The organism is Chelatococcus sp. YT9 (genome assembly GCF_018398315.1).
GTDB lineage: Bacteria > Pseudomonadota > Alphaproteobacteria > Rhizobiales > Beijerinckiaceae > Chelatococcus.
On record NZ_JAHBRW010000001.1, the window covers coordinates 558110 to 583693 of the forward strand.

Consider the following 25584-nt stretch of genomic DNA (forward strand, 5'->3'; position numbering starts at 1 on the left):
TTCCACTTCCACGGCGGTGCTACGAGCGACCCTCTTCTCTCATGCGCCGCCAGCAGTGTCTTCAGCATTGAGCAAGGCCTCCAGCCCATCCAAGCGAGCGGACCAGAAGCGCTGATAAAACCGCAACCATTCGTCGGCCATCGCCAATGGCTCGGGAGCGATGCGGCAGATATGAGACCTGCCTTGGATACGGCGCTTCACGAGGCCAGCGCCCTCCAGCACACGGATGTGCTTCGAGGCTGCTGCGAATGACATGGCGAAAGGCTCAGCCAGTTCTCCGATCGCACGGTCCTGCTGCGATAAGGCGCGCAGCATCGCCCTGCGCGTCGGATCCGCGAGGGCATGGAAAACACGATCGAGCGACGCCGGCTGTTGTTCAACCATATGGTTTAATTAGCCGGTGCATTCCTATCAGTCAACCACTTGGTTTAATGATCGATGCGGCCCTCGCGCCGCTTCGTTGGGTCAGCGCAGGCGCGCATCGAAGCGGTCGCGCATCCAGTCGCCGATCAGGCTGACGGACAAGGTGGTGAGCACGATGACGGCACCGGGCACGGCCGCCATCCACCACGCGAGCACGATGTAGTTGCGGCTCTCGTTGACGAGAAGGCCGAGCGAGGTAAGCGGCGGCTGGACGCCGAGGCCGAGGAAGCTGAGGCCTGTCTCCAAAAGGATGACCTCGGGGAAGTTGAGCGTCATCTGCACAATGAGCGCGCCGACGATATTGGGCAGGATATGCCTTAGATAGATGCGTGGCGAGCCGGCGCCCAGCGCCCTGAGGGCCCCCGCGTAGCCGGCCGTCTCGGCATCGAGCACGAGCCCGCGCGCAAGCCGGGCGTAACGCTCCCAGCCGGCAAAGCCGACGATAATGACAAGGAGCCAGAAGCTCTTGCCGAAGAAGGCGACGACCGTAATCGCGAAGATGATGAAGGGAAGAGAGGCCTGGATGTCGACGAGCATCATGATCGCCTCCTCCCACCAGCCACGCAGACGCGCCGCCAGCATCCCGAGCGCTACCCCGATGAGCATGCCTATGAGCGTGCCGAACAGCGCGATGATGATGGAAAAGCGAATGCCGTAAAGTGTGCGGCTGAAGACATCGCGGCCGAGATGATCACTGCCGAAGAGGAAGGGATTGTCATAGCCGAGGAGAGCTGGCGGCTTCAAACGCAGGAGAGGCTGCTGCTCCGCGTAGCCGAAGGGCGCGATGACCGGCGCCGCGATCGAGGCCACAAGGATCACCGTGATCCAGATGAAGGCGACCGCGATCGCCAGCGGTACGGGCTTGCCCCCGCCCCGGCCGATCCGGAAGCCACGGCCGAAATCGATGACGCTCATCTCAGTGCCGCCTGCGGATTTTCGGATTGAGGAAGCCGTAGGCCAGGTCGACGGACAGGTTGGCGAGCGTCATCGTCGTCGCAAAGAGCATCACCAGCGCCTGCACGACGGCGAGATCACGCATGCCGACGACATCGACCAGCAGCCGTCCGACTCCGGGCCAGCCGAAGACCTGCTCGACGATGATGGAGCCGCCGACGAGGCCGCCGAGCGAGAAGCCGATGATCGTGACGATGGGGATCGCCGCGTTAGGCAGGACATGGTTCAGGATCGCCTGCCGGCGCGTCTCGCCCGCCGCGATCGCCGCGCGCACATAGGGCTGTTCAAGCACCTCGAGCACGGCGGAGCGCGTGAACCTGGCGATGACCGCCGCGCCGGAAAAGCCAAGCGTGATGACGGGCATCACAAGATGGGCGGGTGTCGCGCTGCCCGAACTCGGCAAGAGGCGCAATCCCACCGCCAGGAAGAAGATCAGCGTCACGCCAAGCACGAAATTCGGCAGACTGTAGCCGAGCGAGCAGAACAGCATCATGACCTGATCGAGCGGTCGGCCGCGATTGAGCGCGGCGATGATGCCGCCGGGAATGCCGATGGCGAGTACGAGCGCGAAGGCGGTGCCGGTCAGGGTCAAGGTGGCGGGCAAGCGCTCCAGCACCACGGTCAGCGCCTCACGCCCGTTGGCGAGGGACTGGCCGAAATCGCCATGCATGAGGTTGTTGAGATAGACGACATACTGCGTCCACAGGGTTTGATCGAGCCGCCAGCGGGCGCGGAAGAGCGCGATCACCTCCTCCGTTGCGTTGTCCGGCAGGAGCTCGCGAGCGGGATCGCCCGTCAGGCGCATGAAGACGAAGGCGAAGGTCATCACCGCCCACAGCGTGATGATGGCCCGCACAATCTTGATGATCGCGAAGCTGAACATGGGGCGTCAGGCGCGGAAGGTAACCGCGAGCGGCTGATGGTCGGAGGCGTCGGCATCGCGCAGCACCTCGGCCGACGCGACCTTGGCCCTGAGGCCGGGCGTCACCATGATATAGTCGATGCGCTTGCCAGTCCTGGCGTCCCAGTCGAGATAGATGGTATCGCCTTCATTCTCCGCATGACCGGCGGCCACCCAGGCATCACAGAAGCAGTCGGGCGGATTGAGACGGCCGTACATGCCGCTGGTCGGGCCGACGAGGAGCTCGTAGACCGGGCTGTCCGGCGTCAGATTGAGATCCCCCATCAGGATCGCCTCGGCGGGCACCGCCGGCGGCGGTTCCTCCAGCCACGAGGTATCGGGATGTCCGCCGGCCGACACCGGGCCGTCGATCAGGGCACGGCGATGCACGTCGAGCGTCGTCTGCGCGTGGATGAGCCGCTCCTCGTCGCAGAGATGCGAGAAATGGCTGGAATAGACGCGAATGAGGCCGAGCGGCGTCTCGATCGTCGCCTCCGTGACGCCGCGCTGGATGGCGTGGGCCGTGAGCGGGGTCAGCTTCGGAAACAGAAAGGTGCGCGTGGTGATGATCCGCCAGCGGGAGAGAATGGCATTGCCGAACTGGCGGCGGACATGCCGGCCGTCCAGATGCTTGTCGATGTCCACCGTCGCGCCGTAGACGGCGTGGTAGTCGCCCAGGCGCTCCACGATGCGCTCGACCTGGTGGATATTGCCCGAGCGCTCCCAATAGGCCTCGATCTCCTGCAGGCCGATGATGTCGGCGCCGATGAGCACATCGGCGACCCGATCGATGTCATAACGGCCATCGCGGCCCTTGCCGTACTGGATGTTGTAGGTGACGACGCGCATTGAGATGCCTCTTTCCATAGAATGGCTGTGGCGGTCAGGCGCTGGCCTGCCGCAGCGGCGGACCTGCCGGGAGGGATGTGGTTGCCATCACCGCACCCTCGGCAGTGGCGGCGGCGAAGTGGCACGCGGCCACATGGCTTCCTTCGATGGCGGCGAGACCCGGCAAATGCGCGCGGCAGACATCCTGCGCGAGGGCGCAGCGTGGATGGAAGGGACAACCTGCGGGGATCGCGGCGGGACTTGGGGGCTCGCCGGCGAGCCGCACCCGCTTGCCTCGGGCTCCGAGCGCAACGCGTGGCACGGAGGATACCAGCGCGCGGGTGTAGGGATGGGCCGGCGCCGCGAACACCGTCGCTATAGGCCCCTCCTCGACCACGCGGCCGAGATACATGACGGCAATGCGGTCCGCGATATGGCGCACGACCCTGAGGTCATGGGAAATGAAGACCGACGCAAAGCCGCGCTGGCGCTGCAGGCTGCGGATGAGCGCGATGATCTGGGCCTGGACCGACACGTCGAGCGCCGAGACCGGTTCGTCGAACACGACGAAATCTGGCTCCGTCGCCAGGGCCCGCGCTATTACGACGCGCTGGCGCTGGCCGCCTGACAGCTGATGCGGGAAGCGCTCGCCTAGCGCCGGCGCGAGGCCGACATCCGCAAGGAGCTGTTCGATGGGCGGCGCGCCGGCAGGCCCATCCGCGCGATGAATGCGGAATGGCTCGAGAATCTGCTGGCCGATCGTCATGCGTGGATCGAGCGCGGCCAAGGTATTCTGGAAGACGAGCTGCATGCGCGCCCTGAGATGCCGGAGCCGGCGCTCCCCCAGTGCCGCGAGATCCTGTCCGTCGAACAGCACCTGTCCTTGCGTGGGAAGCTCCAGGCCGAGCAGGAGGCGGCCGAGCGTGCTCTTGCCGCAGCCGCTCTCACCCACGATGGCGAGGGTTTCCCCGCGCCTGATGGCGAGGTCGATATGGGCAACCGCGGCGATGGTACGGCTTGGCCCGAGCCAGCCGCCCGCGCTGAAGGTTCTCCCAACGCCCCGCGCCTCGACCAGCGCGCCGGCTGACATGTGATCAACCGACATACGATCAACCGACATGGCGGCGCTCCGGTGACAACGCGCCTATCGGGGGTAGAGGATATCCCAGCGCCTGCGATTGGGGAGGAACCTTCCGGGGAGCCGGTGGCATCCGGGGCTCGCTGCGATGGCAGGCCGCGCGATGGCTGCCGCTGACGACATCCGACGGCGGGCGTTGCGCGCAAAGCGCGATCGCATCGCGGCAGCGCGGCTGGAAAGGGCAGCCGGTGCCGGCGGCCAACCGATCACCCGGCGAGCCGGCAATGGGGCGCGGCGGTTCCGACTGGGCAAGATCGGGCATCGCAGCAAGGAGCGCCTGGGTGTAAGGGTGCCAGGACGCGCCGAGCACGTCCGCCGCTTCGCCCGTCTCCATCACGGCGCCGCCGTAGAGCACGACCACGCGCTGCGCCATCTCCGCGACAACGCCGAGGTCGTGGGTGATGAGCAACACGCCGAGCCCCGTCTCCGCCTGGAGATCTTCGAGAAGATCGAGGATCTGTGCCTGCGTGGTCACGTCGAGCGCAGTCGTCGGCTCGTCGGCGATGAGGAACTGAGGCCCGGCGGCAAGCGCCCCGGCGATCATCACCCTTTGGGCCATTCCACCCGAAAGTTCATGCGGAAAGGCGCCCATGACCCGGCCAGGGTCGCCAAGCCCCACGCGCGCCAGCATGTCGAGGGCAGCCGTCTCAGCCAGGCGCTGGCTCGTGGCGCCATAGCGCCGGAACTGGCCAGTGAGATAGCGTCCCACCGTCCACCGCGGGTCAAGCGAGGCCTGCGGATCCTGAAAGATCGCCGCAATCTGCCGCCCGCGCACTACTGCGTGAGACCCGGTAAGGCCGGTGACATCCATGCCGTTGAGCCGCACCTTACCCGCGAGTTGGCGGATGCCGCGCGGCAGGAGGCCGAGAATGGCGAGCGCCGTCAGGCTCTTGCCGGAGCCGCTTTCGCCGACGAGGGCGACGATTTCGCCACTCGACACGGCGAGATCGACGCCATCGACGAGAATGTCCCCGGCCGCCGAGGCGAGGGTGAGCCCCTCGACCTCGACGCGCACCATCGAACGTTCAGCCATGCCCGAGGTCTTTCCGACCAAGCTCATCCCGCGAAGGAGAGATTATAGGGCCGCAGGTCCATGAACTCGAAGCTCACCGGCTTCCAGTTGATGTCCCGACGGATGCCGTAGATCTCGACCGGGCGATAGAGCACCGCGCCGGGCGCCTCGTCTTCCCAGATGTCGAGGAGACGCTGGAAAGCGCCCCGGCGGTCGTCGCCGTCGGGCATGCTCGCGACCTGCGCGGCGAGATCGTTGAAGGCCTGGGGAGCCTTCCAGCCGTGGACGGTCTGCACGGAGCCCTTCGGACCCCAGTCGCTCGGCAGGGGGGTCGCCGCATCGGGCATCTGGAAACCGTTCGACCAGTTGCGGATCTGCAGGCCCGGCGCCAGCACCTGGCTCCACTGGTCGACGATCTCCATGCGTGCGTCGATACCGACGGCCTTCCACATCTCCAGCATCATCTGAATCGCGGCGACCGAATTCACGTAATAATCGTTGAGCGTACGGAAGGTAATCGGCTCGCCTTTGTAGCCGGCCGCCTTCACCAATTCGCGCGCCGCAGCCGGATCATGCTTGAAGCCCGGGCGTTTCGGGTCATACACCGCGCCATATTGCGGGATCTGGAACCCGTTGGTGATGCCGGCGACACCACCCCAGAGCGTCTTGTTGATCAAGTCGCGGTCGATGCTGAGGTTGAGGGCCTGGCGCATGCGCTTGTCGGAAAGAGCCGGCGCATCGGACTGATACACGACAAGGTGCACGTTCTCGATCTGCGACGAACGGGCCTCGACGTGGGACTGGGAAGCCAGCAGCGGCAGGTTGTCAGGTGTCAGGGCGCAGACGATGTCATAGTCGCCGCTGATGAGGCCGGCGGCGCGGGTGGCGACTTCCGGCACCACCTGGAAGGTGACGCGCGAGGCCGTGGGCCGCCCGAGATAGTATTCGTCAAACGCTTCGAGGACGACGCGATCGCCGGGGATGAATTCGACGAGCTTGTAGGGTCCTGTGCCGACCGGCTTCAGGCCGAAGGCTTCCGGCCCCTGCTCGCGATAGAGCTTTTCCGGAACGACCCAGGCGATCCACGAGGCAAGGCGCTTCTCGAGGCTGAAGTCATCGACCTTGGTCTTGAAGCGAACGGTTTTGTCGTCGATCGCTTCCACGCTCTCGAAATTTGCGGAGAACAGCGGGCCGCGTGGCACCATGGGCTTGGCGCCCCACGTGCGGTCGGCCGAGAACGTGAAGGCGACATCCTTAGCCGTGACCACATCGCCATTGTGGAACTTGATGCCGTCGGCGATCGTCACGGTGAGCGTACGCGCATCGTCCCGTTTCCAGGATTTAGCGATGGCCGGCACGAGAGCCGTCGCCGAGCCGGAGCCGTCCGCGAAGAAATCGCGCCGGATCAACGTATCGAATAGCGCGTTGGTGACACGATTGCCGACATTGCCGATGGCATTGACGGGCTCGAGCGTGACAGGCAGGCCCTGAACCGCTATACGCAGCTCTGGGCGCTTGGCCTGCGCCGATGCCCCGCTCGCCGCAAGCGCGGCCGCAGCGGCGCTTCCCGCCATGAATGAACGACGTGACAGATCCAGCATACCCATGTTCCTTGGATGAATATATATTGAATTTTAACTTATTTCATCCATGAATCAGTTTTATGACAGAGCAAAATTACATTGATAAAATACAATAATACTAGTTATATCCATATCGATCGCGAATATAAAAGAATTTATTATTTGTATTTGACTATGAATTCTTCTGCCGGCATCCGCCGGAAATCGGGCAGCGCCCGATGCAGCTTGTCATGCGGCCAGTCCCACCAGGCAAGGTCAAGCAGCGCCTGCGCGACCTCATCACGAAACCGCTGGCGGATTGTCTTCGCAGGTACGCCGACTGCAATTGCGAAGTCGGGCACATCCCGTGTCACGACCGCGTTGGAGCCCACAACCGCGCCGGTCCCGATCGTCACACCCGGCATTACGACTGCACCATGACCGATCCACGTATCGTGGCCGATCGTGATGCGTTTGCCTGCCCGCCAGTCGAAGAAGTCTGCATCGTCGGCCTCTCCATCGAAATACCAGCTGGACCGATAGGAGAAGTGGTGCAGAGAGGCGCGATCCATGGGATGCATGCTGGCGTAGATGCGGACATGCGCTGCGATATTGGAGAACTTCCCGATATCCGCATAGGCGATCTGCGTTCCCTCGACAGCATAGGAATAGTCACCCATGCGCGAGCGCGCGACATGGCACCTAGCGCCGATCTCGACATAACGGCCCAACTCGCTGTCCTTGACCTCCGCAGTCGGGTGGATCAGCGCCGTTTCAGACAATTTGGTCATGCAGCCCTCTGAAACTGTGCAACTTCAAACAGGCGATCAGCGACCGCATCGCGCACTTCTGCGTCGTGGAAGATGCCGACAACAGCGGTGCCACGAGCCTTCGCCTCGCGGATCAGCGCGATTACGGTCTGCCGATTAGCCGCGTCGAGCGAAGCCGTCGGCTCGTCGAGGAGAAGAACAGGATAGTCGACGACAAAGCTGCGGGCGATGTTGACCCGCTGCTGCTCCCCTCCCGAAAAGGTCGCCGGAGCAATGGACCACAACCGCCGAGAAATATTGAGCCGGCTAAGAAGATCGCCCGCCCGTGCTTCAGCCTGTTCCCGTGACAGCCCCCGCATCTGTGCCGGATCTGCGACGATGTCGAGTGTTGAAACACGCGGAATGACGCGCAGGAACTGGCTGACATAGCCCATCGTGCGTCGGCGAACATCCACCACGCGCCAGGGCTCGGCGCTGGCGAGATCGACCGCCGCGCCGTCGTGCATCACCAGGATCTCGCCACTGTCCGGCTTGTAGTTAGCGTAAAGCGAGCGCAGCAGCGTCGACTTGCCGGCACCGGACGGCCCGTGCAGGCATACGCATTCACCGGCATGAACCTTCAGGTCGAGGTCAGCGAATACGGGTATTCGCACGCCTCCTTGCGTGTGGAGGACGAAGCTCTTGCTGAGCGCCCTGACGTCTATTCTTGTCGTCATCGTTACAATCCTTGCGGCGCTCATGCCTGCAACACGGATGAGACCAAAAGCTGCGTGTAGGGATGATGGGGATCGTCGAGGACTTGGTCGGTTAGCCCCTCCTCCACCACGTCACCGCGCCACATCACCATCAGCCTGTCGGCAAGCAGCCGCACCACCGCAAGATCATGGGTGACCACCACCGCCGCTATCCCAAGATCGCGCACCAACCCGCGCAGGAGATCCAGCAGCCGCGCCTGCACCGAGACGTCGAGGCCGCCGGTGGGCTCATCCATGAAGACCAGGCGGGGGCGGGTCACCAGATTGCGGGCAATCTGCAGGCGCTGCTGCATGCCGCCGGAGAACACGCGCGGCTTGTCATCGATGCGGCTGACGTCGATCTCGACCCGAGTCAGCCAGTCCTCTGCCTCCCGGCGGATATCGCCGTAGTGGCGCGCGCCGATGGCCATCGGCCGCTCGCCGATATTGCCGCCGGCGCTGACCGCCATGCGCAGCCCATCGCGCGGATTCTGATGCACAAAGCCCCAGTCAGTGCGCATCAGCATGCGCCGCTCGGGTTCGGACAGCGTAAGAATATCGACAAGAGGCGCATCATCGCCGTCCCGCCGCAGGTCATAGGACACTGAGCCGCCGTCAGGGGCCATTCTGCCCGAGATGCAATTCAGCAGCGTCGACTTGCCGGAGCCGGATTCACCAACAATGCCGATGACCTCACCCGCGTAGAGCGTGAGATCGATGTTGCGGCAGGCGACGGTCCGTCCGAAGGTCTTGCTGAGACCTTGCACTTTCAGCAGTGGCTTGCGAGCTCCAGGTGACACGGGCGGCAGACTATCCGACACGGAAGCGAAAACCGCGCTCATGGCATCGTCTCCCCGGTGAGCGCGGCATCAACGTCCGGCTGCTCACCGACATGGCCGGCGGCCCGCCGCTGGCCGCAATAGTCCGTGTCGGAGCAGACGAACATGCGGTTGCCCTTGTCGTCGAGCACCACCTCGTCGAGGTAGCTGTCGGCCGCGCCGCAAAGCGCGCAGGCACCGTTCCACCGTTGGATCGCAAACGGATGATCGTCGAAATCGAGGCTCCTCACGCTTGTATAAGGTGGAATGGCGTAAATTCGCTTCTCGCGACCAGCACCAAATAGTTGGATCGCCGGATTGTGCTCCATCTTCGGGTTATCGAACTTCGGAATCGGCGACGGCGCGGTGAGATAGCGGCCGTTCACGATGACGGGATAGTCGTAGGTTGTCGCGATGTAGCCGAACTGGGCGATGTCTTCGTAGAGCTTCACTTGCATCAACCCATATTCGCCATAGGCGTGCATTTTGCGCGTCTCTGTCTCCCGCGGCTCCAGCCGGCGGAGCGGTTCCGGCTGCGGCACCTGGTAGACGAGGATCTGCCCCTCGACCAAGGGCGCCTCCGGAATACGGTGGCGTGTCTGGATGATGGTGGCGTCCGTCGTCGATTCGGTTGTCGCGACATCGGCGACACGCTCGAAGAACCTGCGGATCGACACCGCATTCGTGGTGTCGTCGGCCCCTTGGTCGATCACCTTCAGGACGTCCTCAGGCCCGATGACACTTGCCGTGACTTGGATTCCGCCGGTGCCCCAGCCATAGGCAAGCGGCATCTCGCGGCCGCCGAACGGCACCTGGTAACCGGGAATGGCAAGCGCCTTCAAAAGCGTCCTGCGGATCATCCGCTTGGTCTGCTCATCGAGGTAGGCGAAGTTGTAGTCGCTGGTCATTCCGCGGCCTCCCGCGGTTCGACCCGCGCCTGCTCCGCCCGCATCTTGCGCACGAGTTCAAGCTCTGCCTGGAAGTCCACGTAGTGAGGCAGCTTGAAATGGGTGACGAAGCCGACGGCCTCCACATTGTCGGTGTGCGAGAGGACGAATTCATCGTCCTGCGCGGGATAGAGCGCATCCTCACCCAGTTCCTTGCAGCGCAAGGCCCTGTCGACGAGCGACATGGCCATCGCCTTGCGCTCGCAATGTCCAAAGCTCAACCCGTAGCCGCGGGTGAATTGCGGCGGTTTCTCCGTGGAGCCTTTGAACTGATTGATCATCTGGCATTCGGTGACGGTGATCTCACCGATGTCGATGGGAAAGCCGAGCTCTTCCGGCACAATCTCGACGGACACTTCCCCGAGCCGCAATTCACCGACGAAGGGATGGCTGCCGCCATAGCCCCGCGTCGTCGAATAGGCGAGCCCGAGAACAAAGCCTTCGTCGCCGCGGGCGAGGTTCTGCAGTCGCTGGTCTCGTCCGGCGGGGAAGGACATGGGATCGCGGGTGACGTCGAAGACGGGTCCGCCTTCGCGATCTGGAATCTCCTCCTCGATCAGGCCCTCATGGGCGAGGATGTCGAGCACCGGCGGCATCGTTTCCGGCAGGGGCGCTTCAGCTCTTTCGGCCCGAGGCGCCTCGTCGCCCTCCGCCGCCAGCGCAAAATCAAGCAGGCGGTGGGTGTAGTCGTAGGTCGGGCCAAGAACCTGCCCCCCGGGCATGTCCTTGTAAGCGGCCGAGATGCGGCGGCGCACCGCCATTCCAACCGTTTCGATCGGCCGGGATACCGCAATCCGCGGCAAGGTGGTGCGATAGGCGCGGAGAAGGAAGATGGCTTCCACGCTGTCGCCCTGGGCCTGCTTCAAAGCGAGCGCCGCGAGTTCGGGATCGTAGACCGAGCCTTCGTTCATGACGCGATCGACGGCAAGGCGGAACTGCTCGGTAATCTGCGCGAGGCTGAGTTCGGCGATCGCGGGATCTCCGCGACGCTCCTCCGCCACAAGCTTGTGGGAATTCAGGATGGCGCGCTCGCCACCCTTCACCGCGACATACATGGCTACTCCTTAACCGCGATACCCCGGGGCATACCCACGACCGCGTCGCCGCACGTAAAAAGGACGTCCACACCGAGCGGATAAAGCCCCTGGTTGAGCGCCCAATCCCCCCAGAACCAGTCTGGCAAGCCGGCGATCGCGACCGTCCGGCGTCGGAGAATGCCGGGTCCTGACCACTGACGCTGCGGCCCCTCGGTCAGCGAAGGCACCGCCACAACAAGCGTGGCCGAGCGATCAGGATAACGCTCGTCGCCCAATGCAAAGGCCGCGAGGCGCGGCATCACCGCCGTATCGCCGATCAGCGCGAAACGTGCCTCTGCCGGCTCTGTCACGAGCGGCGCGCCGCAATGAAAGCGCAGATAGGTGGACACCGGCTCGCTTGTCAGCGCCGCGTCGCACCAGACAGGCGTGTCGAGATCGCACAAGGTCAGCACGACTGCCGCCATCGCCGGCGTGAGCCCCTCGGGCGCGCCCGGCCGCCGTGCGAACTGCTCGATCGCGCCAGGATAGGCGATGGCATTCAGCACATTGCGGAATACGGACTGACTGTCGAAAACCGGATTGGAGAAGCCAGGCTCAAGTCCAGCGGAATCGAATGCAAGCGTCATCGCGGATTGTCTCCCCGTGCCATCGTGAAGAACTCGACCTTGGTCGACGCCGCCTTGCGGCTGCGTGCATCTCGCCGAGCCGCCTGAGCCGCGGCAAGCGGCTCAAGAACGACCTTCTCAAGGTCCGCCCGGCGCTCCGGCACCTGCAACAGCGCGTCGAGAATCGCGGCGATTTCCGCGCAGCGGCGATCGCGCCCCTGTACGTATCCAAGACCAATGGTGCCATCTGCGAGTTGCAAGGCGCACCGGGTCACCGTCATTTCACCGAGGTTGAAAGCATTGCCGCTACCACCGGCGCGTCCCTGCACCATGACGAGACCAATCTCCGGCTGGCGCAGGAACTGATGCGCGGGGCATTCCGGTACCTTCGCGAAAGCGGCCTCCAGCTCCTCGCGCGGTGCGCGCGCAAGCACGCTCAGCCACGATTGCCTCGCCGCAACCCCGTTTTCATCACCCTGGCCGACTGCCTGCATGCTCGTCATCCGCGTCGGTCGCCTCCTGCCTTCCGCAGGTCAGGACACGAATGCGGGGCTCCCGCGGTCCGCTCGCCTGTCCTGGAAAGCATATCTTTCATGAAAGGTCCGTACCTTTCTGATAGCATGCGGATGTCTACGCCGCCAATATATCATTTGGATGACATTGCGGCGGGACACACGACGGGACTATGAGTGGGGTGTATACGCGTGTCATATCGCAACAGTACGACAGGCCGCGCCACCTATCCGCACGGGGTAAACGGACCGAAACGACATGGAAGCATCGCCATCCAGAGAAAGCTCACCCAAGGCGCGGAAGGCGGCCCCTCCCCTGTGGCAGAAGGTTGCAACGGCCCTTCGCACCGAGATTCGCGATCAGACACTGAAGCCCGGCGAACAGATCATGCCTGAGGCCGCGCTGTCAGAGCACTTCTCCGTCAGCCGCTTCACGACCCGCAGGGCGCTCGCCGAACTCGAGAAGGAAGGGCTCATCCGCATCGAGCACGGCCGCGGCCTCTTCGTCGCCGAAGATACCGTGCCCTACGCGGTGGGAGAGCGAACGCGTTTCACCGACAATATGCGCCGCTTCAACATCGCCGGGGACCGCGAGATCCTCTCGACCGCCATCGAGACGGCCGATCCGCTCGTCTGTGAGCGGCTTGAGCTTGCGCGCGGCGCGGACGTTCTTGTTATCGACACCCTGTCGTCGGTTGAAGGACGCCCCATGGGCCTCACACAGAATTTCTACCCGGCCGACCGCTTCCGTGGGTTCGACACCGTATTGCGTGAGACGGTTTCGCATACCAATGCCTTGAAGGCATTCGGCATTCACGATTACACGCGTAAATGCACATGGATCATAAGCCGGATGCCGACAGCCCGCGAGGCTCGCCTCTTGAAGATCGCGCGAACGCGGCCGATTCTTGAAACGCAGAAGGTTGACATCGACGCTAGTGGCCGCCCCATCGCCTTCGGCATCAGCGCCAACAGCGGTGACCGCATGCAGATCATCATTGAATAGTGCGTTGTGGGTGGGCAGCTGATCAGGAATAAGAATTGCGGATCGCGACAAGTATTTAGCCAGGCCAATATTAGCCAGCGTAATTTTATCAACACTATACACATAGTGCAGAAGCAGCCGAAAAGGTGCGAAGCACGATGTCACGGAACTGTTGCACGATATCCTTATAGCCTATTCATCAACGTAGCCTGGAGGCTGCGGGATCAACTGCGGCCCACGGTGTTGGCGTCCGCAGCCGCCGCTGCATCAGGCGGTGTTCATAATCGTCGAAGCTGCGACGGCTGATCTCTGATTGAACAGGGATGGCCAGGCGCAGCAGCGGGTAGCTTTTCTTGCTGCGGAGGGATTCTTGCTCAGCATTCGCGATGTCTCGCGCCAGTTTGCGACGAAGACGGCCGTCGACAAGGTTTCGCTGGATATCGACACCGGCGGCTTTATCGGGGTGATCGGCAGATCCGGCGCTGGAAAATCCACTTTGCTGCGCATGATCAACAGGCTTGTCGACCCCACCAGCGGTCGCATTGTCTTTGACGGCGTCGACGTCACAGCCCTGCATGGGCGCGAACTCCGCCGATGGCGTCAATCCGCCGCTATGATATTTCAGCAGTTCAATCTTTCCGGCCGGCTCGATGTGCTCACCAATGTGCTCATGGGCCGGCTTAATCATGTTCCGGCCCCGCGGGCGGTGCTGAAGATGTGGTCCGAGGAAGACAAGGCCATCGCGCTGTCGGCGCTTGAACAATTCGACATTGCGGGCCTCGCCGCGCAACGTGCCGAAAGCCTGTCCGGCGGCCAACAGCAGCGTGTCGCGATCGCCCGGGCGCTCGTGCAGGAGCCGCAGATAGTCCTCGCGGACGAGCCGGTCGCGTCACTCGATCCGCGCAACACGAAGATCGTGATGGACGCGTTGCTGCGCATCAACAAGCACTACGGCATCACGGTCCTGTGCAACCTGCATTCGCTAGATCTCGCGCGGACCTATTGTGATCGCCTCATCGGCATTGCGGCAGGCCGAGTCGTCTTCGATGGCGCGCCCGAAGCGCTCACGGACGACGTGGCGCGCGATCTCTACGGCCTGGAAGCCGAGGAAGTGCTCGGAAAAGCAACTGCCATACCGCGACCGCAGGCCGCGATGGCAAGCGCCCTATCGATTCCGGCTTGATCGACAGGACTTTTGGTTGATCAGACAGCGTACACGAATCCTGAAGCACGGCGGCAACGCCGAGCGTTTTCATACGAATTCGCATTCAAACTCCGCGAATGCATTCGAATACGTAACGTAGCGCACAATATAATTCACTCGGAGACCACAATGTTCAACCATCGTCTCGTTATCGCGGCCGCTGTCGGCCTCTTCACCACGGGTGCCGCGTTCGCGCAGGACTGGAAGTCTCAGTATCCGGAACTCACCTTCGCGATCATTCCTGCTGAGAACGCCTCCGGCGTAACTGAGCGCTTCAACCCGCTGATGGCCTATCTCACGAAGGAACTCGGCGTTCCCGTAAAGCTGCGCATTGCCAATGACTATGCGGCCGTCATCGAAGGCCAGCGGTCCGGCAACATCCACATTGCCTCCTACGGCCCCTCCTCCTTCGCCCGGGCGCTGATGACCGGCGTGAATACGGAAGCCTTCGCGATCGAGACCAACCTCGATGGCACGAAGGGCTACTACTCCGTCTTCTACGTAAAGAAGGACAGCCCCTATCAGAAGATCGAGGATCTGAAGGGCAAGAATCTCGGCCTCGTCGACCCCAACTCCACGTCCGGCAACAACGTTCCGCGCTTTGCCCTCGATCAGATGAAGATCGACCCCGCGGCCTTCTTCGGCAAGGTCGTCTACACCGGCAGCCACGAGAACGCCGTCATTGCCCTGAACCAGGGCACTGTCGATGTGGCCGCCAACTGGTGGAACGACGAGCAGGAATCGAACCTCCTGCGTATGGCCCGCAAGAACATGGTCAACGCTGACGATTTCCGCATCATCTTCAAGTCCGAGCAGATCGTGAACTCGCCGATCGCCATGCTCTCCAATCTGCCGCCGGACCTGAAGACCAAGATCCGCCAGGCGTTCATGGACATCCAGGCGAAGGACAAGGCCGCCTTCGACAAGATCTATGAAGGCAAGCAGGGTCCTTGGCAGCCGGTCGACAACGCCGCCTACAAGCCGATCATCGAGCTCAACAGCTTCGTCGACAGCCTGCGCAAGAAGTCGAGCTGACGAACGTCCGCCCACTCGGGCCATGGAAAAGCCATCCAGGCTTGGGTCCGTGATCCATGCACAGGAAGCCGCATTCATCGGGGTCATAGCGCCCCGATGAATTGCATGATTGCAGATTGGTCATGACCGCATCCGTCCCTACCCTGCCGCCTGCGCAGAGCCAAGCGCTCGCCCTTCGGTATGACCAGGAGGTTGCGAACAGGCGGCGCCGCGTTCTCCTCGGCATCGCGATCTTCATCGCTGCCATGGTGACCTCGGGGTGGATGACGGAGGTCGATCTCGGCAAACTCTTCCAGAATATCGGCGCTTTCGCCTCCTATATCGTCCGCCTTGGCCATCTTTCGAATGGCGACCCCGTCTGGACGGACTTCAATGAATGGTTTTGGGGCCTCGGCAAGTGGGCGCGCCTTCTCGGCGAGACGCTGATCATCGCCTATCTGGGCACGGCGCTCGGCGCCATCTGCGCGTTTATCCTGAGCTTCCCCGCCGCCCTCAATCTCACGCCCTCCCCCCGGGTTCGCTTTGTGGCGCGGCGCTTCCTGGAATTCTGCCGCAGCGTGCCCGAAATCGTCTTCGCGCTCGTCTTCGTCATCGCCTTCGGGCTAGGCCCCATACCTGGCGTGCTCGCACTCGCCATCCACGGCACCGGGGCGCTGGGCAAACTGTTCTCCGAGATCGTCGAGAACATCGATATGGCGCCGGTCGAGGGCATCCGTGCCACCGGTGCCGGCCGCGTCGCTGTGATCCGTTTCGCGGTTCTGCCCCAGGTCTTGTCGGGCTTCGTCAGCTACGCCCTGCTGCGCTTCGAGATCAATGTGCGCAGCGCCGCGGTGATGGGCTTCGTAGGCGCCGGCGGCATCGGCCAGGACCTTTTGGAAGCCATCCGCAAGTTCTACTATTCGGATGTCAGCGCCATCCTTATCCTGATCATCATCACCGTCATGATAATCGACATGATCACAGAGCGCGTCCGCCATGCGCTGACGGGGATGCCCTCATGAACGCGCCATCATCCCTCGTCCGCAGCACTCCATCCCGAGACCGCGTCAGTCGCCTGCGCGAGGATGCCCTGCGCGATCTGCCGCAACTGCGCGCCCGGCATGCTGACGCGTTCCGCCGCGTGTCGCGCAACGGCGCCCTTGGCGTGATGCTGGCTGCAGTGCTGCTTGCCATCTTCATCTACGGCTTCGCGGAACTCGGCTTCTCCTTCGCGAAAATGATCGCAGGTCTCGATCAGCTCGGCACCTTCGTCGTTCTCATGTGGCCGCCGACGCCCGGCACGATGAGCCGCTTCCTTCTTTTCATGCATGCCCTTGGCGAAACCGTAGCGATTGCGGCGCTCGGAACGGTGCTGGCAGCTTGCATCGCCCTGCCCTTCGGGTTTCTTGCCGCGAAAAACGTCGTTGCCAATCGTATCGTGCATTTTCTGTCACGCCGCCTGCTCGATACGGTAAGGGGCGTCGATACCCTGATATGGGCCCTGCTCTGGGTCAATGTCGTTGGGCTCGGTCCCTTCGCCGGAGTCCTCGCCATCATGTGCTCCGATGCCGGCGCCCTCGGGAAGCTCTTCTCCGAGGCGATCGAAACCGCGAGCCGGCGGCCGGTCGAGGGTGTGATGTCAGCGGGCGGCGGGCGCCTTGCGGCCGTGCGTTTTGGCATCCTTCCCCAGGTGCTGCCGGTGTTCGCGAGCCAGGTGCTCTATTTCTTCGAATCCAATACGCGTTCCGCAACCATCATAGGTATTGTCGGCGCGGGGGGAATCGGGCTTCATCTCTCCGAGCAAATTCGCACGCTTGAATGGCAGCATGTGGCATTTCTCGTCATTCTCATTCTGGCAACGGTTGCTATCATCGACACGCTTTCCACACGGCTGCGAACCGCGATCATCGGTGCGCGACCGACAGCCGTATGAGGGTGCGTTATAGCAGCCCGCGATCGGCACCGACCGCAACATGTGAGCGACGAATACCCTTGACCCACCCCGCGCGGTGGGCGAAAGCCTTTTTCTAGAGAGTTCCATGAACAAGCACGTTCCGCACACCCACTCCACTGGCACGCTTTCGCTGGCTGCCCGCCGCCTTGTCCTCGCTGATCGCGAGATTGCAGGCACCGTTCATGTGGAGCATGGTCTCATCGTCGGCATCGAGGAGGATGTGATTGCGGAAGGCGCGATCAACTGCGGTGATGACCTCCTGATCCCTGGGCTCGTCGAGCTGCATACCGACCATCTGGAACCCCATTTCACTCCACGGCCCAAGGTCAATTGGGATTCCTTCTCCGCCGTCTTCTCCTATGACGCGCAGATCGCGGCTGCCGGCATCACCACAGTGCTCGACAGCCTCCGGGTCGGCCGCGACTTCGATAACGCGAAGGGAGCCGGCTCCGCGTTGTTCGAGCTCGGCGAAGCCATTGCGCGTGCCCGCAACACGGGCCTCCTGCGCGCGGACCATTACACCCACCTGCGGTGCGAAATACCCTGCGAGGGCATGGTGGACGACGCGCGCCAATATCTCGCCCATTTCGATGTCCGGCTGATGTCGCTCATGGATCACACGCCGGGCGAACGCCAGTTCAGAGATGAGGAAAAGCTGCGCAATTACTATCGCGGCAAGACCACGAAAACGGAAGCTGATCTCGACGAATACTTCGCGGAGCGGAAGCGCTACGCAAAATTGTTCGCTGCTCCTAACAAGGAGGGGATCGTCGCGCTGGCCAAGACCCATGGCATCGCCATGGCGAGCCATGATGACACCACCGAGGACCACGTCGCCGAGTCGCTCGCGCTCGGCGTGGCGGTGGCCGAGTTTCCCACCACCATTGAGGCCGCGGCAGCTTCCCATGGGGCCGGCCTGTCGGTGCTGATGGGCGCGCCCAATGTTCTCCTTGGCGGGTCCCATTCCGGCAATGTCTCCGCGCGCCATCTCGCCGAAGAGGGACTATTGGACATCCTTTCGTCGGACTACGTTCCGGCGAGCCTGCTGGCCGGCGCGATCGCGCTCGCCGACGTGCCCGCCATCGGCGGCATTCCCGGCGCCATCCGTCTCGTTACGCAAACGCCGGCAAAGGTCGCGGGCTTCGCCGATCGAGGCGAGATCGCTGTTGGAAAGAGAGCCGACCTTTTGCTCGTGGCACTGGTCGACGGCTATCCTGTCGTCCGGGAGGTTTACCGGCAGGGCAACCGGGTCGCGTAATCATGAATGGCGAAACGGACGTGAGCCTGATGTCGCAAGCGCACATCGCACCGCGGGAGCGTATCGGCCCTGGCCGCCTCGTGCTCGTGGTCGGCCCGAGCGGCGCCGGCAAGGACAGTGTTCTGCGAGGAGCCCGCGCCCGTCTTGCCCATGATGCCCGCTTCGTCTTTCCGCGCCGCAGCGTGACACGCCCCCCTTCCGCCGATGAGGACAACCTCAGCCTCAACGAGGATGCCTTCGTTGCTCTTATCGATGCGGATGCCTTCGCGCTGCACTGGCGCGCGCATGGCCATCGCTACGGCGTTCCTCGGGCGATCGACACCGCCATCGCCCATGGCTCCACGGTCATCTGCAATGTTTCGCGCACGGTGCTGGATGCTGCGCGGCTGCGTTACCAGCACGTGACTGTGGTGGGGATTACCGCCTCGCGTGATATTCTCGCAGCGCGCATCTTCGGCCGTGCCCGGGAAAGCGAGGACGAGGCGACGAAGCGGCTGGATCGCGCCGCCGCGCTGCGCGACGTCCACGTTGACGTGGAGATCGACAATGGCGGCGCGCTCGATGACGCGGTGGCGGCCTTCATAACCGCGGTGGCACGGCCGAACTGAGTTGCCCGCGTTGCAGCGCGGGCTTCGTCTGGAAAAGCAAAGGCCGGGGACAAGCCCGGCCTTGCCAAGAGCGGCTACAGTCGCCCGCCCCCTAAGCCAGCGGCATCGCCGCATGGGGCACGTAAGGTTCCTCGAGCCGTGCTATCTCATCGGGCGTGAGGTTGAGCGACAGCGCGGCGATGGCATCATCGTAGTGGCTGAGCTTCGACGCCCCGATGATCGGGGCTGACACGCCGGGCTTCTGGATGACCCAGGCAAGCGCCACCTGAGCGCGCGAAACTCCCCGGGCGGTTGCGACTTCGGCCACCCGCTCGATGACCCTGCGATCCGCGTCCTGGGTGGCATCGTAGAGACGATGCATGACACGGTCCGTGCGCGTACGCTCCGTTTCCTCGTTCCAGTCACGCGTCAGACGCCCGCGCGCCATGGGGCTCCAGGGAATAAGCCCGACGCCCTGGTCCTGGCAAAGCGGCAGCATCTCGCGCTCCTCCTCGCGATAGAGCAGGTTGAGGTGGTTCTGCATGGTCACGAAACGCGTCCAGCCGTTGCGCTCGGCGATGTGCTGCGCCTTGGCGAAACGCCACGCCTGCATCGAGGAGGCTCCGATATAGCGCGCCTTGCCCGCTTTCACCACGTCGTGCAGGGCCTCCATGATCTCCTCCGCCTCGACATTCGGGTCCCAGCGGTGGATCTGGTAGAGATCGACATAGTCCATGCCGAGGCGGCGCAGGCTATGGTCGATCTCGGTCATAATCGCCTTGCGCGACAGGCCCGCGCCGTTGGGCCCGGGGCGCATGCGGTTGAAGACCTTTGTCGCGACCACGATCTCGTCACGGCGCGTGAGTTCCTTCAACGCACGGCCGATGATCTCCTCCGAGGTGCCGTCGGAATAGACATTCGCCGTGTCGAAGAAGTTGATGCCCGCTTCCACGGCCTTGCGCAGCAAGGGCTTGCTTTCATCCTCCGGCAGCGTCCAGCTGTGATCGCCCCGGCTCGGCTCGCCGAAGGTCATGCACCCGAGGCATAGACGCGAGATCTCCGTGCCGGTCGTACCCAATCTGCCATATTGCATCGCGGTCCTCCTGTACGGGTCCGTTATTGTTTGGCTTTGATGACCGCGGGCTCAAGGAAATCCCCGCAGCTATCCGACCGGCACGATATTCCCTGCGACAGGGAATATCGAGCGCGGCAGCTTCATGGCCCCGCGACCGCGCCATGCGGGCGACACAACACTCACTTGCGGGGACGCACTGGCCTAGCCTGAGTGCTTGCTGACCTATGTCATATCCCTGAAATCAGCAACGTGGCCTTATGTGCCGGGGTTCGAATGTGACGACGATCTCGTGATATGCACCGCATATTTTTGCGGCAGACGTTCACTGATCACATGGATATGATCGCCGCATAGGGATGATATATGAGTGGGAGTATAAAGTTGGACGCGATGCCCAGCGATGTGGACCACTCGGAAGGCAGCGCCTCGAGATCTCCGCCGGGCGAGCCGCCGCGCGAGATTGAGCTGAAGCTTTTGGCTCCTCCTGGCGTGCTCGAGCGAATCCATGACGCGCCGATCATCACGCAACACGCCCGAAACAAGGGCAACGTCCGGCATCTGGAAGCCGTTTATTTCGACACACCGGACCATAAACTCTCCGCGCATGGCGTTTCTCTCCGGGTGCGGCGCAGCGGCAAGCGGTTTATCCAGACCATCAAACTGCCATCCGACACCCACGAGCTGAGCCGTCCGGAATGGGAAACGCCGGTGTCCGGCATGGAGCCGGAACTCGGCTTGTTCCCCCTCGCCGAGATCGGCGACCCTATTGAAAGTCTCAGCGCCAGCGAGATTGGGCCCGTGTTCACCACGCGTGTACGCCGGTGGACGCGCATGGTCGCGCTCCCCAACGCAATGGTCGAGTTGGCTTTCGATGAAGGCACCATCGTGGCCGGAGACAAACAAGCTCCGCTCAGCGAGATCGAGCTGGAGCTGAAAGGCGGCGATATCGGCGCTCTCTATGACTTCGGGCTCGCGCTGCTCGATCTCGCGCCACTGCAATTGGGCACGGAGAGCAAGGCCGAACGGGGCTATGCCCTTGCGCGCGACGCCGCTCCGGCGGCCACACGCGCTGCACCGTCTGAACTCCGCCAGGGCGATAGCGTCGATGCATCCATCGCCAAGCTGCTGATGGGATGCCATGCGCATATGGCTCGCAATATGGCGGCGGCAGCGCATGGGCGGACGCAGGAAGGCGTCCATCAGATGCGTGTCGCCCTGCGGCGCATGCGCACCGCGTTATCCCTGTTTCACCGCGAGATTCCAGCTCCGTGCCTGACGAATCTCTCAGCGGACGCGAAGGTCATTGCGCGGTCCCTCGGCGACGCGCGCAATTGGGACGTATTCTGCACTTCGACCGTGCAGACCCTCGCGGATCTGAGCCTGCCCGGTTTCGATCCCGGGGCGCTGCGCTCAGCGGCCGAACCCATTCGCCAGCAGAGGTACACGGACGTGCGTGCCATGCTGGCCGCACAGCAGACGAACCGCTTTTCATTGTCGCTCGGAAGGATCGTGGCGCGGCGGGCCTGGCGCAATGACATCGATAGCGAGACCCTGACCATCCTCACCGAGCCGGTCGCTGCGCTCGCGGAGCGCGCCCTGTCGCGTCTGCATCGGAAGGCACTGAAGCAGGGCTCCAGCTTTCACGAGCTGGAGCCGGAAGCCCGGCACAGCCTGCGCCTGACATTAAAGAAGCTGCGCTACGCCACGGAGTTCTTCCTGCCGCTCTTCGCGAATGGCCATCAGGCCAAGGCCTATCTCAAACGTCTTGCCAAACTGCAGGACGCGTTGGGCGTCGACAACGATGTCACGACGACGGAACAGCTTCTTGACGCCATCATCGTGCGATCACAAGAACCGGCTGTTCATCGAAGCATCGGGCTCATGACCGGCTGGTTGGCGCGCGACCGGACCGAGGCGATGAAATCCCTCAGTAGCCGGTGGAAGGCTTTCAAACGAGCCGAGCCGTTCTGGAAAGCCTGATATCCCCCGTCACAGATTGATGGGAATATGGGTCACGAGCACGTAGCTCATGGCGAGCAGTGCAGCCATGGAGGCGAGCACCGCGACCGTGGCGCGAAGGCCGGTCTTGCGCAGGCTGGCGAAATTCACACCAAGTCCTAGAGCTGCCATCGCTAATACCGTGAAAACCGTGGCGGTCTGGCGGATCACCGGAATGACGGCATCGGGGATTACCCCGAGTGAGCGCGCAACGCTGAGCGTGGCAAAACCGATCACGAACCAAGGCACAAGCTTGAAGAAGGACAGGCGTACCGCACCTTGACTGGTATCCCGCGAGGCGAGCGCGGCGGCGAACACGACTGGGCCGAGCATCAACACCCGGATCAGCTTGACCAGTGTGCCGATCTGCGCGCTGACGAGGCCGACCGGCATCGTTGCCGCAAGCACCTGCGGCACCGCGTAGACCGTCAGACCCGCCATAGCGCCATACTGGAGTTCCGTCATCTCAAGAAGCGGCACGCTGAGCGGCAGCAACAGCACCATGACGACGCCGAGCAGGGCCGTGAAGGCGACCGCCGCTGCCACATCATTGCCGTCTGCCCGCATGACCGATGCGACGGCCGCAATCGCCGAGTTGCCGCAGATGGAATTGCCGGAGGCAACCAGCACCGCCATGGTATGCGGCAAGCCGCACAGGCGGCTGAGCGCATAGCTGACGAACAGCGAGCAAACCACGACACCAGCGATGCCGATGAGCAGCGGCCCGCCCGCCGCGATGATCGAGGTCGCGCTCAATGACGCGCCGAGCATCATGACCGCCACTTCAAGCAAGGTCTTGGCGCTGAACTGGATACCCGGGGTGAAGACTTTGCTCGGAGACCAGACGGCGCGAATGCCGGCGCCGATCAAGATCGCTAGAACGAGGGCCTCGATATAAGGGTGCCCGCTGATGCGGTATTCGACCGCCTCGATAAGCCACGCAATGCTTCCGATGGCCGCGCATAGCACGACCCCGGGCAAGACGGTGAAGGCGGGCAGCTGGCGCCGATCCGAAGCGAGCGCAGACACGAACGAGACCATTTTCCTAATGTGAATTGATTTCGCCGGGATGCAAACGCATAGTTCTCATCCCGACATGACTTAAATTCATAGGGATGGGCGATGGCCCTAAATCTGCATCTCCTGCGCCTGTTCACCACAGTCGCTCAATGCGAGAGCTTCTCGCGGGCCGGCGATGCGCTCGCTATCAGCCAGTCCGCCGTCTCGAAGGGGGTCCGCGAGTTCGAGCGACAGGTTGGAGTTGCCCTGCTCGACCGCACGCGCGGCAGCGTCGTCCTGACGGATGCCGGCCAGGCTCTGCTTCATCACGCGACACTTCTTTTCACGATCGAGAGGGGGGCGGAGGCGGAGCTGCAGGCCTTTCGCGGCATTGAGCGCGGCGGCCTCCATATCGGCGCCAGCACGACGATAGCGACTTATATATTGCCTCCGATCCTCGGCCTTTTCCACGAGGCGCACCCGACGATCCAGTTGCGGTTGACGAGCGCGAACACGCGCGACATCGCGAATCTGCTCACCTCCCGTTCGGTCGATCTCGCCTTTGTGGAGGGGCCTGTCGATCTTCCTGGCCTGACGCTGACACCCTGGCGCGTCGACGAGTTGGTGATCGTCTCGGCGCCCTCGCATCCACTCGCCATGGCGCGGAAGGCGACTGCCCGGGATCTGGCCCGACATCGTCACATCGTCCGCGAACACGGTTCCGGCACCCGCGACGTCGTCGACAGCGCGCTTCGCGATCTCGGCGTCATACCCACTGAGACGATGGAGGTCGACAGCACCGCGGCCATCATGCAAGCGGTCGCTGCCGGGCTCGGCATCGCCGTGATTTCGCGCACAGCCGCCGCTGACATGCTCGCGCTGGGCAAACTGCAGATCATCAAGCTGCCTGGTGTAACCATCGGCCGTTCTTTGAACCGCCTCACGGTCGCCGGACGGCCGTTGTCATCGGCTGCGCTGATGTTCGATCGCTTCGCGGCCAGATCCGAGGCAGATCACGCCAAACAACAGATTGATTATGTTATTTAAATAAATCTACAAACATGATTGACTGAGTGGAGAATTTACCGAATGGCCTCGCATGATCCTGACTCTCAAGCACAGTCTTCTGAGACTATTGAGCTTGGCTTTCGAGCCTCCCGCCATCCCGTCCCCGGGTTCGGGTGACCGCTGGATCGGTCGGCGGTTGACGATCATCGCGGTCGATGACCAGGGTCTGACGGTTCAGGACGGACGGGGCACCATCGAGACGCTTCCCCTCAGCTACGGCCTGCAACAGGCGCTTTCAAACACCATGCGCGATACGGGACGCGACACGCCCGCCGGCTTCGTTCTCCTGCGCGAGCCCTTCGACGTGGATGGCCTGCCTTTCTGGCGATGGGCCGTCCTACCACACCCGCTGGAACTATGAAGCCGCCGCCTTAAATGCGTTACGGCCGGCGCGGCTGAGCACATCGATGGCGATCACAAGCCTTTCAGTCTTGGTGATATGACCCACGCCGCGGCCCACGTGGCGCGGAAAACATCTCGTGCGGTTTACGGATTTGAATTTCCTGGGCGCGAATGCCATCACAGAGTGGAGCTTCAGATCCATCAAACGTGGCTGCCGGCAATGGCAGCCAGAGAGAATGCCGCGCCATGCAACGGATCACCGTGACGATTGACGACGACCTCCTGGCCGGCATCGACGCCTACTGTGAACGCAAGGGATACCAGAGCCGCTCCGAGGCCTTGCGGGATGTCATTCGCGCCGAGTTCTCGCGCAAGGAGACGATGGAAGAAGCCTTGCCGCCCAGCAGGGCACAGGGCCACGGTGTTCTTTCCTACGTTTATGAGCATCACACCCGTGCGCTGGCGAGCCGGCTGACCTCGAACCACCACGACCACTCGGATCTGTCAGTCGCGACGATGCACGTCCATGTGGACCATGATCTTTGCCTCGAGGTGTCAATTCTCAAAGGCACTGTCCACGCCATGCAGCATTTCGCCGACAGCGTTTCAAGCCAGCGCGGCGTCCGCCACGGCCATCTGCATGTGATGCCAGCCGGCTCTGATGACACGCATGACCAGGGGCGCTCTCATTCCCATCCACCCGGCGCCCATAGTCACCATCATCACGACGATTGATCGAAGGCCGGGCGCGCGCGCCGCGCCCCCGTCACAAGCCCATAAAATACTGGGCCTCAACAACATTTCGATCAGCATCGCTAAATGCCGATTGCACCTGCAGTATGATATTTCTATAAAATCA

General features: G+C 62.9%; 27 protein-coding genes. 11 read left to right on the top strand and 16 right to left on the bottom strand.

Going from position 1 to position 25584, the window contains the following annotated elements; translation table 11 throughout:
• Positions 1-39: 39 nt before the first annotated feature.
• The 14 genes from KIO76_RS02440 to phnG form a co-directional block, all read right to left on the bottom strand.
• Positions 40-384 carry an ArsR/SmtB family transcription factor gene (locus tag KIO76_RS02440; RefSeq protein ID WP_213321296.1) on the bottom strand — a complete coding sequence of 115 codons (345 nt, stop codon included), beginning with the start codon at positions 382-384 and terminating at the stop codon, positions 40-42.
• A gap of 81 nt (positions 385-465) precedes the next feature.
• Positions 466-1338: an ABC transporter permease gene (locus KIO76_RS02445; RefSeq protein WP_213321297.1), complete on the bottom strand. Its 873-nt coding sequence runs from the start codon at positions 1336-1338 to the stop codon at positions 466-468.
• A gap of 1 nt (position 1339) precedes the next feature.
• Positions 1340-2260: an ABC transporter permease gene (locus KIO76_RS02450; RefSeq protein ID WP_213321298.1), complete on the bottom strand. Its 921-nt coding sequence runs from the start codon at positions 2258-2260 to the stop codon at positions 1340-1342.
• Positions 2261-2266: 6 nt separating this feature from the next.
• Entirely contained in the window at positions 2267-3127 is an 861-nt protein-coding gene (locus KIO76_RS02455; protein ID WP_213321299.1) for an endonuclease/exonuclease/phosphatase family protein, read from the bottom strand.
• Between the two features lie 34 nt (positions 3128-3161).
• Positions 3162-4226: an oligopeptide/dipeptide ABC transporter ATP-binding protein gene (locus tag KIO76_RS02460; RefSeq protein ID WP_249729452.1), complete on the bottom strand. Its 1065-nt coding sequence runs from the start codon at positions 4224-4226 to the stop codon at positions 3162-3164.
• On the bottom strand, positions 4216-5277 hold the full coding sequence (locus KIO76_RS02465) for an ABC transporter ATP-binding protein (protein ID WP_213321300.1): 1062 nt from the start codon (positions 5275-5277) through the stop codon (positions 4216-4218). The genes KIO76_RS02460 and KIO76_RS02465 overlap by 11 nt, the downstream gene beginning before the upstream one ends.
• Positions 5278-5300: 23 nt before the next feature.
• Positions 5301-6857 carry an ABC transporter substrate-binding protein gene (locus KIO76_RS02470; protein WP_213321301.1) on the bottom strand — a complete coding sequence of 519 codons (1557 nt, stop codon included), beginning with the start codon at positions 6855-6857 and terminating at the stop codon, positions 5301-5303.
• A gap of 140 nt (positions 6858-6997) precedes the next feature.
• Positions 6998-7609, bottom strand: a complete 612-nt coding sequence (locus KIO76_RS02475; RefSeq protein WP_213321302.1) for a DapH/DapD/GlmU-related protein — start codon at positions 7607-7609, stop codon at positions 6998-7000.
• Complete coding sequence (phnL, locus tag KIO76_RS02480; protein ID WP_213321303.1) at positions 7606-8304, bottom strand: phosphonate C-P lyase system protein PhnL; 699 nt, start codon at positions 8302-8304, stop codon at positions 7606-7608. Before phnL ends, KIO76_RS02475 begins: the two co-directional genes overlap by 4 nt.
• Positions 8305-8324: 20 nt before the next feature.
• Positions 8325-9164 carry a phosphonate C-P lyase system protein PhnK gene (gene phnK, locus KIO76_RS02485; RefSeq protein ID WP_213321304.1) on the bottom strand — a complete coding sequence of 280 codons (840 nt, stop codon included), beginning with the start codon at positions 9162-9164 and terminating at the stop codon, positions 8325-8327.
• The gene (locus KIO76_RS02490; RefSeq protein WP_213321305.1) at positions 9161-10048 is read right to left on the bottom strand and encodes an alpha-D-ribose 1-methylphosphonate 5-phosphate C-P-lyase PhnJ; all 888 of its coding nucleotides are present in this window, start codon (positions 10046-10048) and stop codon (positions 9161-9163) included. Before KIO76_RS02490 ends, phnK begins: the two co-directional genes overlap by 4 nt.
• Positions 10045-11142 (bottom strand): carbon-phosphorus lyase complex subunit, encoded by a 1098-nt coding sequence (locus tag KIO76_RS02495; protein ID WP_213321306.1) that lies wholly within the window; start codon positions 11140-11142, stop codon positions 10045-10047. Before KIO76_RS02495 ends, KIO76_RS02490 begins: the two co-directional genes overlap by 4 nt.
• 2 nt (positions 11143-11144) lie before the next feature.
• Positions 11145-11750, bottom strand: coding sequence for a phosphonate C-P lyase system protein PhnH (gene phnH / locus KIO76_RS02500; RefSeq protein WP_213321307.1), 606 nt, complete (start codon positions 11748-11750; stop codon positions 11145-11147).
• Positions 11747-12232 carry a phosphonate C-P lyase system protein PhnG gene (gene phnG / locus KIO76_RS02505; RefSeq protein ID WP_349629357.1) on the bottom strand — a complete coding sequence of 162 codons (486 nt, stop codon included), beginning with the start codon at positions 12230-12232 and terminating at the stop codon, positions 11747-11749. The genes phnH and phnG overlap by 4 nt, the downstream gene beginning before the upstream one ends.
• A 268-nt stretch (positions 12233-12500) precedes the next feature.
• On the opposite strand from phnG, the gene phnF reads away from it, so the two are divergent.
• The 7 genes from phnF (at position 12501) to phnN (ending at position 19264) form a co-directional block, all read left to right on the top strand.
• Positions 12501-13247: a phosphonate metabolism transcriptional regulator PhnF gene (gene phnF / locus KIO76_RS02510; protein ID WP_213321308.1), complete on the top strand. Its 747-nt coding sequence runs from the start codon at positions 12501-12503 to the stop codon at positions 13245-13247.
• 349 nt (positions 13248-13596) lie between these two features.
• Positions 13597-14409, top strand: a complete 813-nt coding sequence (gene phnC / locus KIO76_RS02515; protein ID WP_213321309.1) for a phosphonate ABC transporter ATP-binding protein — start codon at positions 13597-13599, stop codon at positions 14407-14409.
• 150 nt (positions 14410-14559) lie between these two features.
• Positions 14560-15465, top strand: a complete 906-nt coding sequence (phnD, locus tag KIO76_RS02520) for a phosphonate ABC transporter substrate-binding protein (RefSeq protein ID WP_213321310.1) — start codon at positions 14560-14562, stop codon at positions 15463-15465.
• Between the two features lie 122 nt (positions 15466-15587).
• Positions 15588-16466 carry a phosphonate ABC transporter, permease protein PhnE gene (gene phnE / locus KIO76_RS02525; RefSeq protein WP_213321311.1) on the top strand — a complete coding sequence of 293 codons (879 nt, stop codon included), beginning with the start codon at positions 15588-15590 and terminating at the stop codon, positions 16464-16466.
• Complete coding sequence (phnE, locus tag KIO76_RS02530; protein WP_213321312.1) at positions 16463-17377, top strand: phosphonate ABC transporter, permease protein PhnE; 915 nt, start codon at positions 16463-16465, stop codon at positions 17375-17377. The genes phnE (KIO76_RS02525) and phnE (KIO76_RS02530) overlap by 4 nt, the downstream gene beginning before the upstream one ends.
• Positions 17378-17483: 106 nt before the next feature.
• A complete protein-coding gene (locus tag KIO76_RS02535) occupies positions 17484-18656 on the top strand; it encodes an alpha-D-ribose 1-methylphosphonate 5-triphosphate diphosphatase (RefSeq protein ID WP_213321313.1) in 1173 nt (390 codons plus the stop codon).
• A 29-nt stretch (positions 18657-18685) separates the two neighbouring features.
• Positions 18686-19264: a phosphonate metabolism protein/1,5-bisphosphokinase (PRPP-forming) PhnN gene (phnN, locus tag KIO76_RS02540; RefSeq protein ID WP_213321314.1), complete on the top strand. Its 579-nt coding sequence runs from the start codon at positions 18686-18688 to the stop codon at positions 19262-19264.
• Between the two features lie 91 nt (positions 19265-19355).
• On the opposite strand, the gene KIO76_RS02545 is transcribed toward phnN, so the two are convergent.
• Positions 19356-20336, bottom strand: a complete 981-nt coding sequence (locus KIO76_RS02545) for an aldo/keto reductase (RefSeq protein WP_213321315.1) — start codon at positions 20334-20336, stop codon at positions 19356-19358.
• A 372-nt stretch (positions 20337-20708) separates the two neighbouring features.
• On the opposite strand from KIO76_RS02545, the gene KIO76_RS02550 reads away from it, so the two are divergent.
• Positions 20709-22298 carry a CYTH and CHAD domain-containing protein gene (locus KIO76_RS02550; protein ID WP_249729702.1) on the top strand — a complete coding sequence of 530 codons (1590 nt, stop codon included), beginning with the start codon at positions 20709-20711 and terminating at the stop codon, positions 22296-22298.
• A 9-nt stretch (positions 22299-22307) separates the two neighbouring features.
• Here KIO76_RS02550 and KIO76_RS02555 read toward each other — a convergent pair whose 3' ends face one another.
• Positions 22308-23345, bottom strand: coding sequence for a YeiH family protein (locus KIO76_RS02555; RefSeq protein WP_291976514.1), 1038 nt, complete (start codon positions 23343-23345; stop codon positions 22308-22310).
• Positions 23346-23438: 93 nt separating this feature from the next.
• Between KIO76_RS02555 and KIO76_RS02560 the strand changes: the two genes are divergently transcribed.
• The 3 genes from KIO76_RS02560 to nikR all read left to right on the top strand — a co-directional run bounded on the left by KIO76_RS02560 (position 23439) and on the right by nikR (position 25460).
• A complete protein-coding gene (locus KIO76_RS02560) occupies positions 23439-24362 on the top strand; it encodes a LysR family transcriptional regulator (RefSeq protein WP_213321318.1) in 924 nt (307 codons plus the stop codon).
• Between the two features lie 52 nt (positions 24363-24414).
• Complete coding sequence (locus tag KIO76_RS02565) at positions 24415-24744, top strand: hypothetical protein (RefSeq protein ID WP_213321319.1); 330 nt, start codon at positions 24415-24417, stop codon at positions 24742-24744.
• A gap of 227 nt (positions 24745-24971) precedes the next feature.
• Positions 24972-25460, top strand: coding sequence for a nickel-responsive transcriptional regulator NikR (gene nikR, locus KIO76_RS02570; protein WP_213321320.1), 489 nt, complete (start codon positions 24972-24974; stop codon positions 25458-25460).
• Positions 25461-25584: the final 124 nt, after the last annotated feature.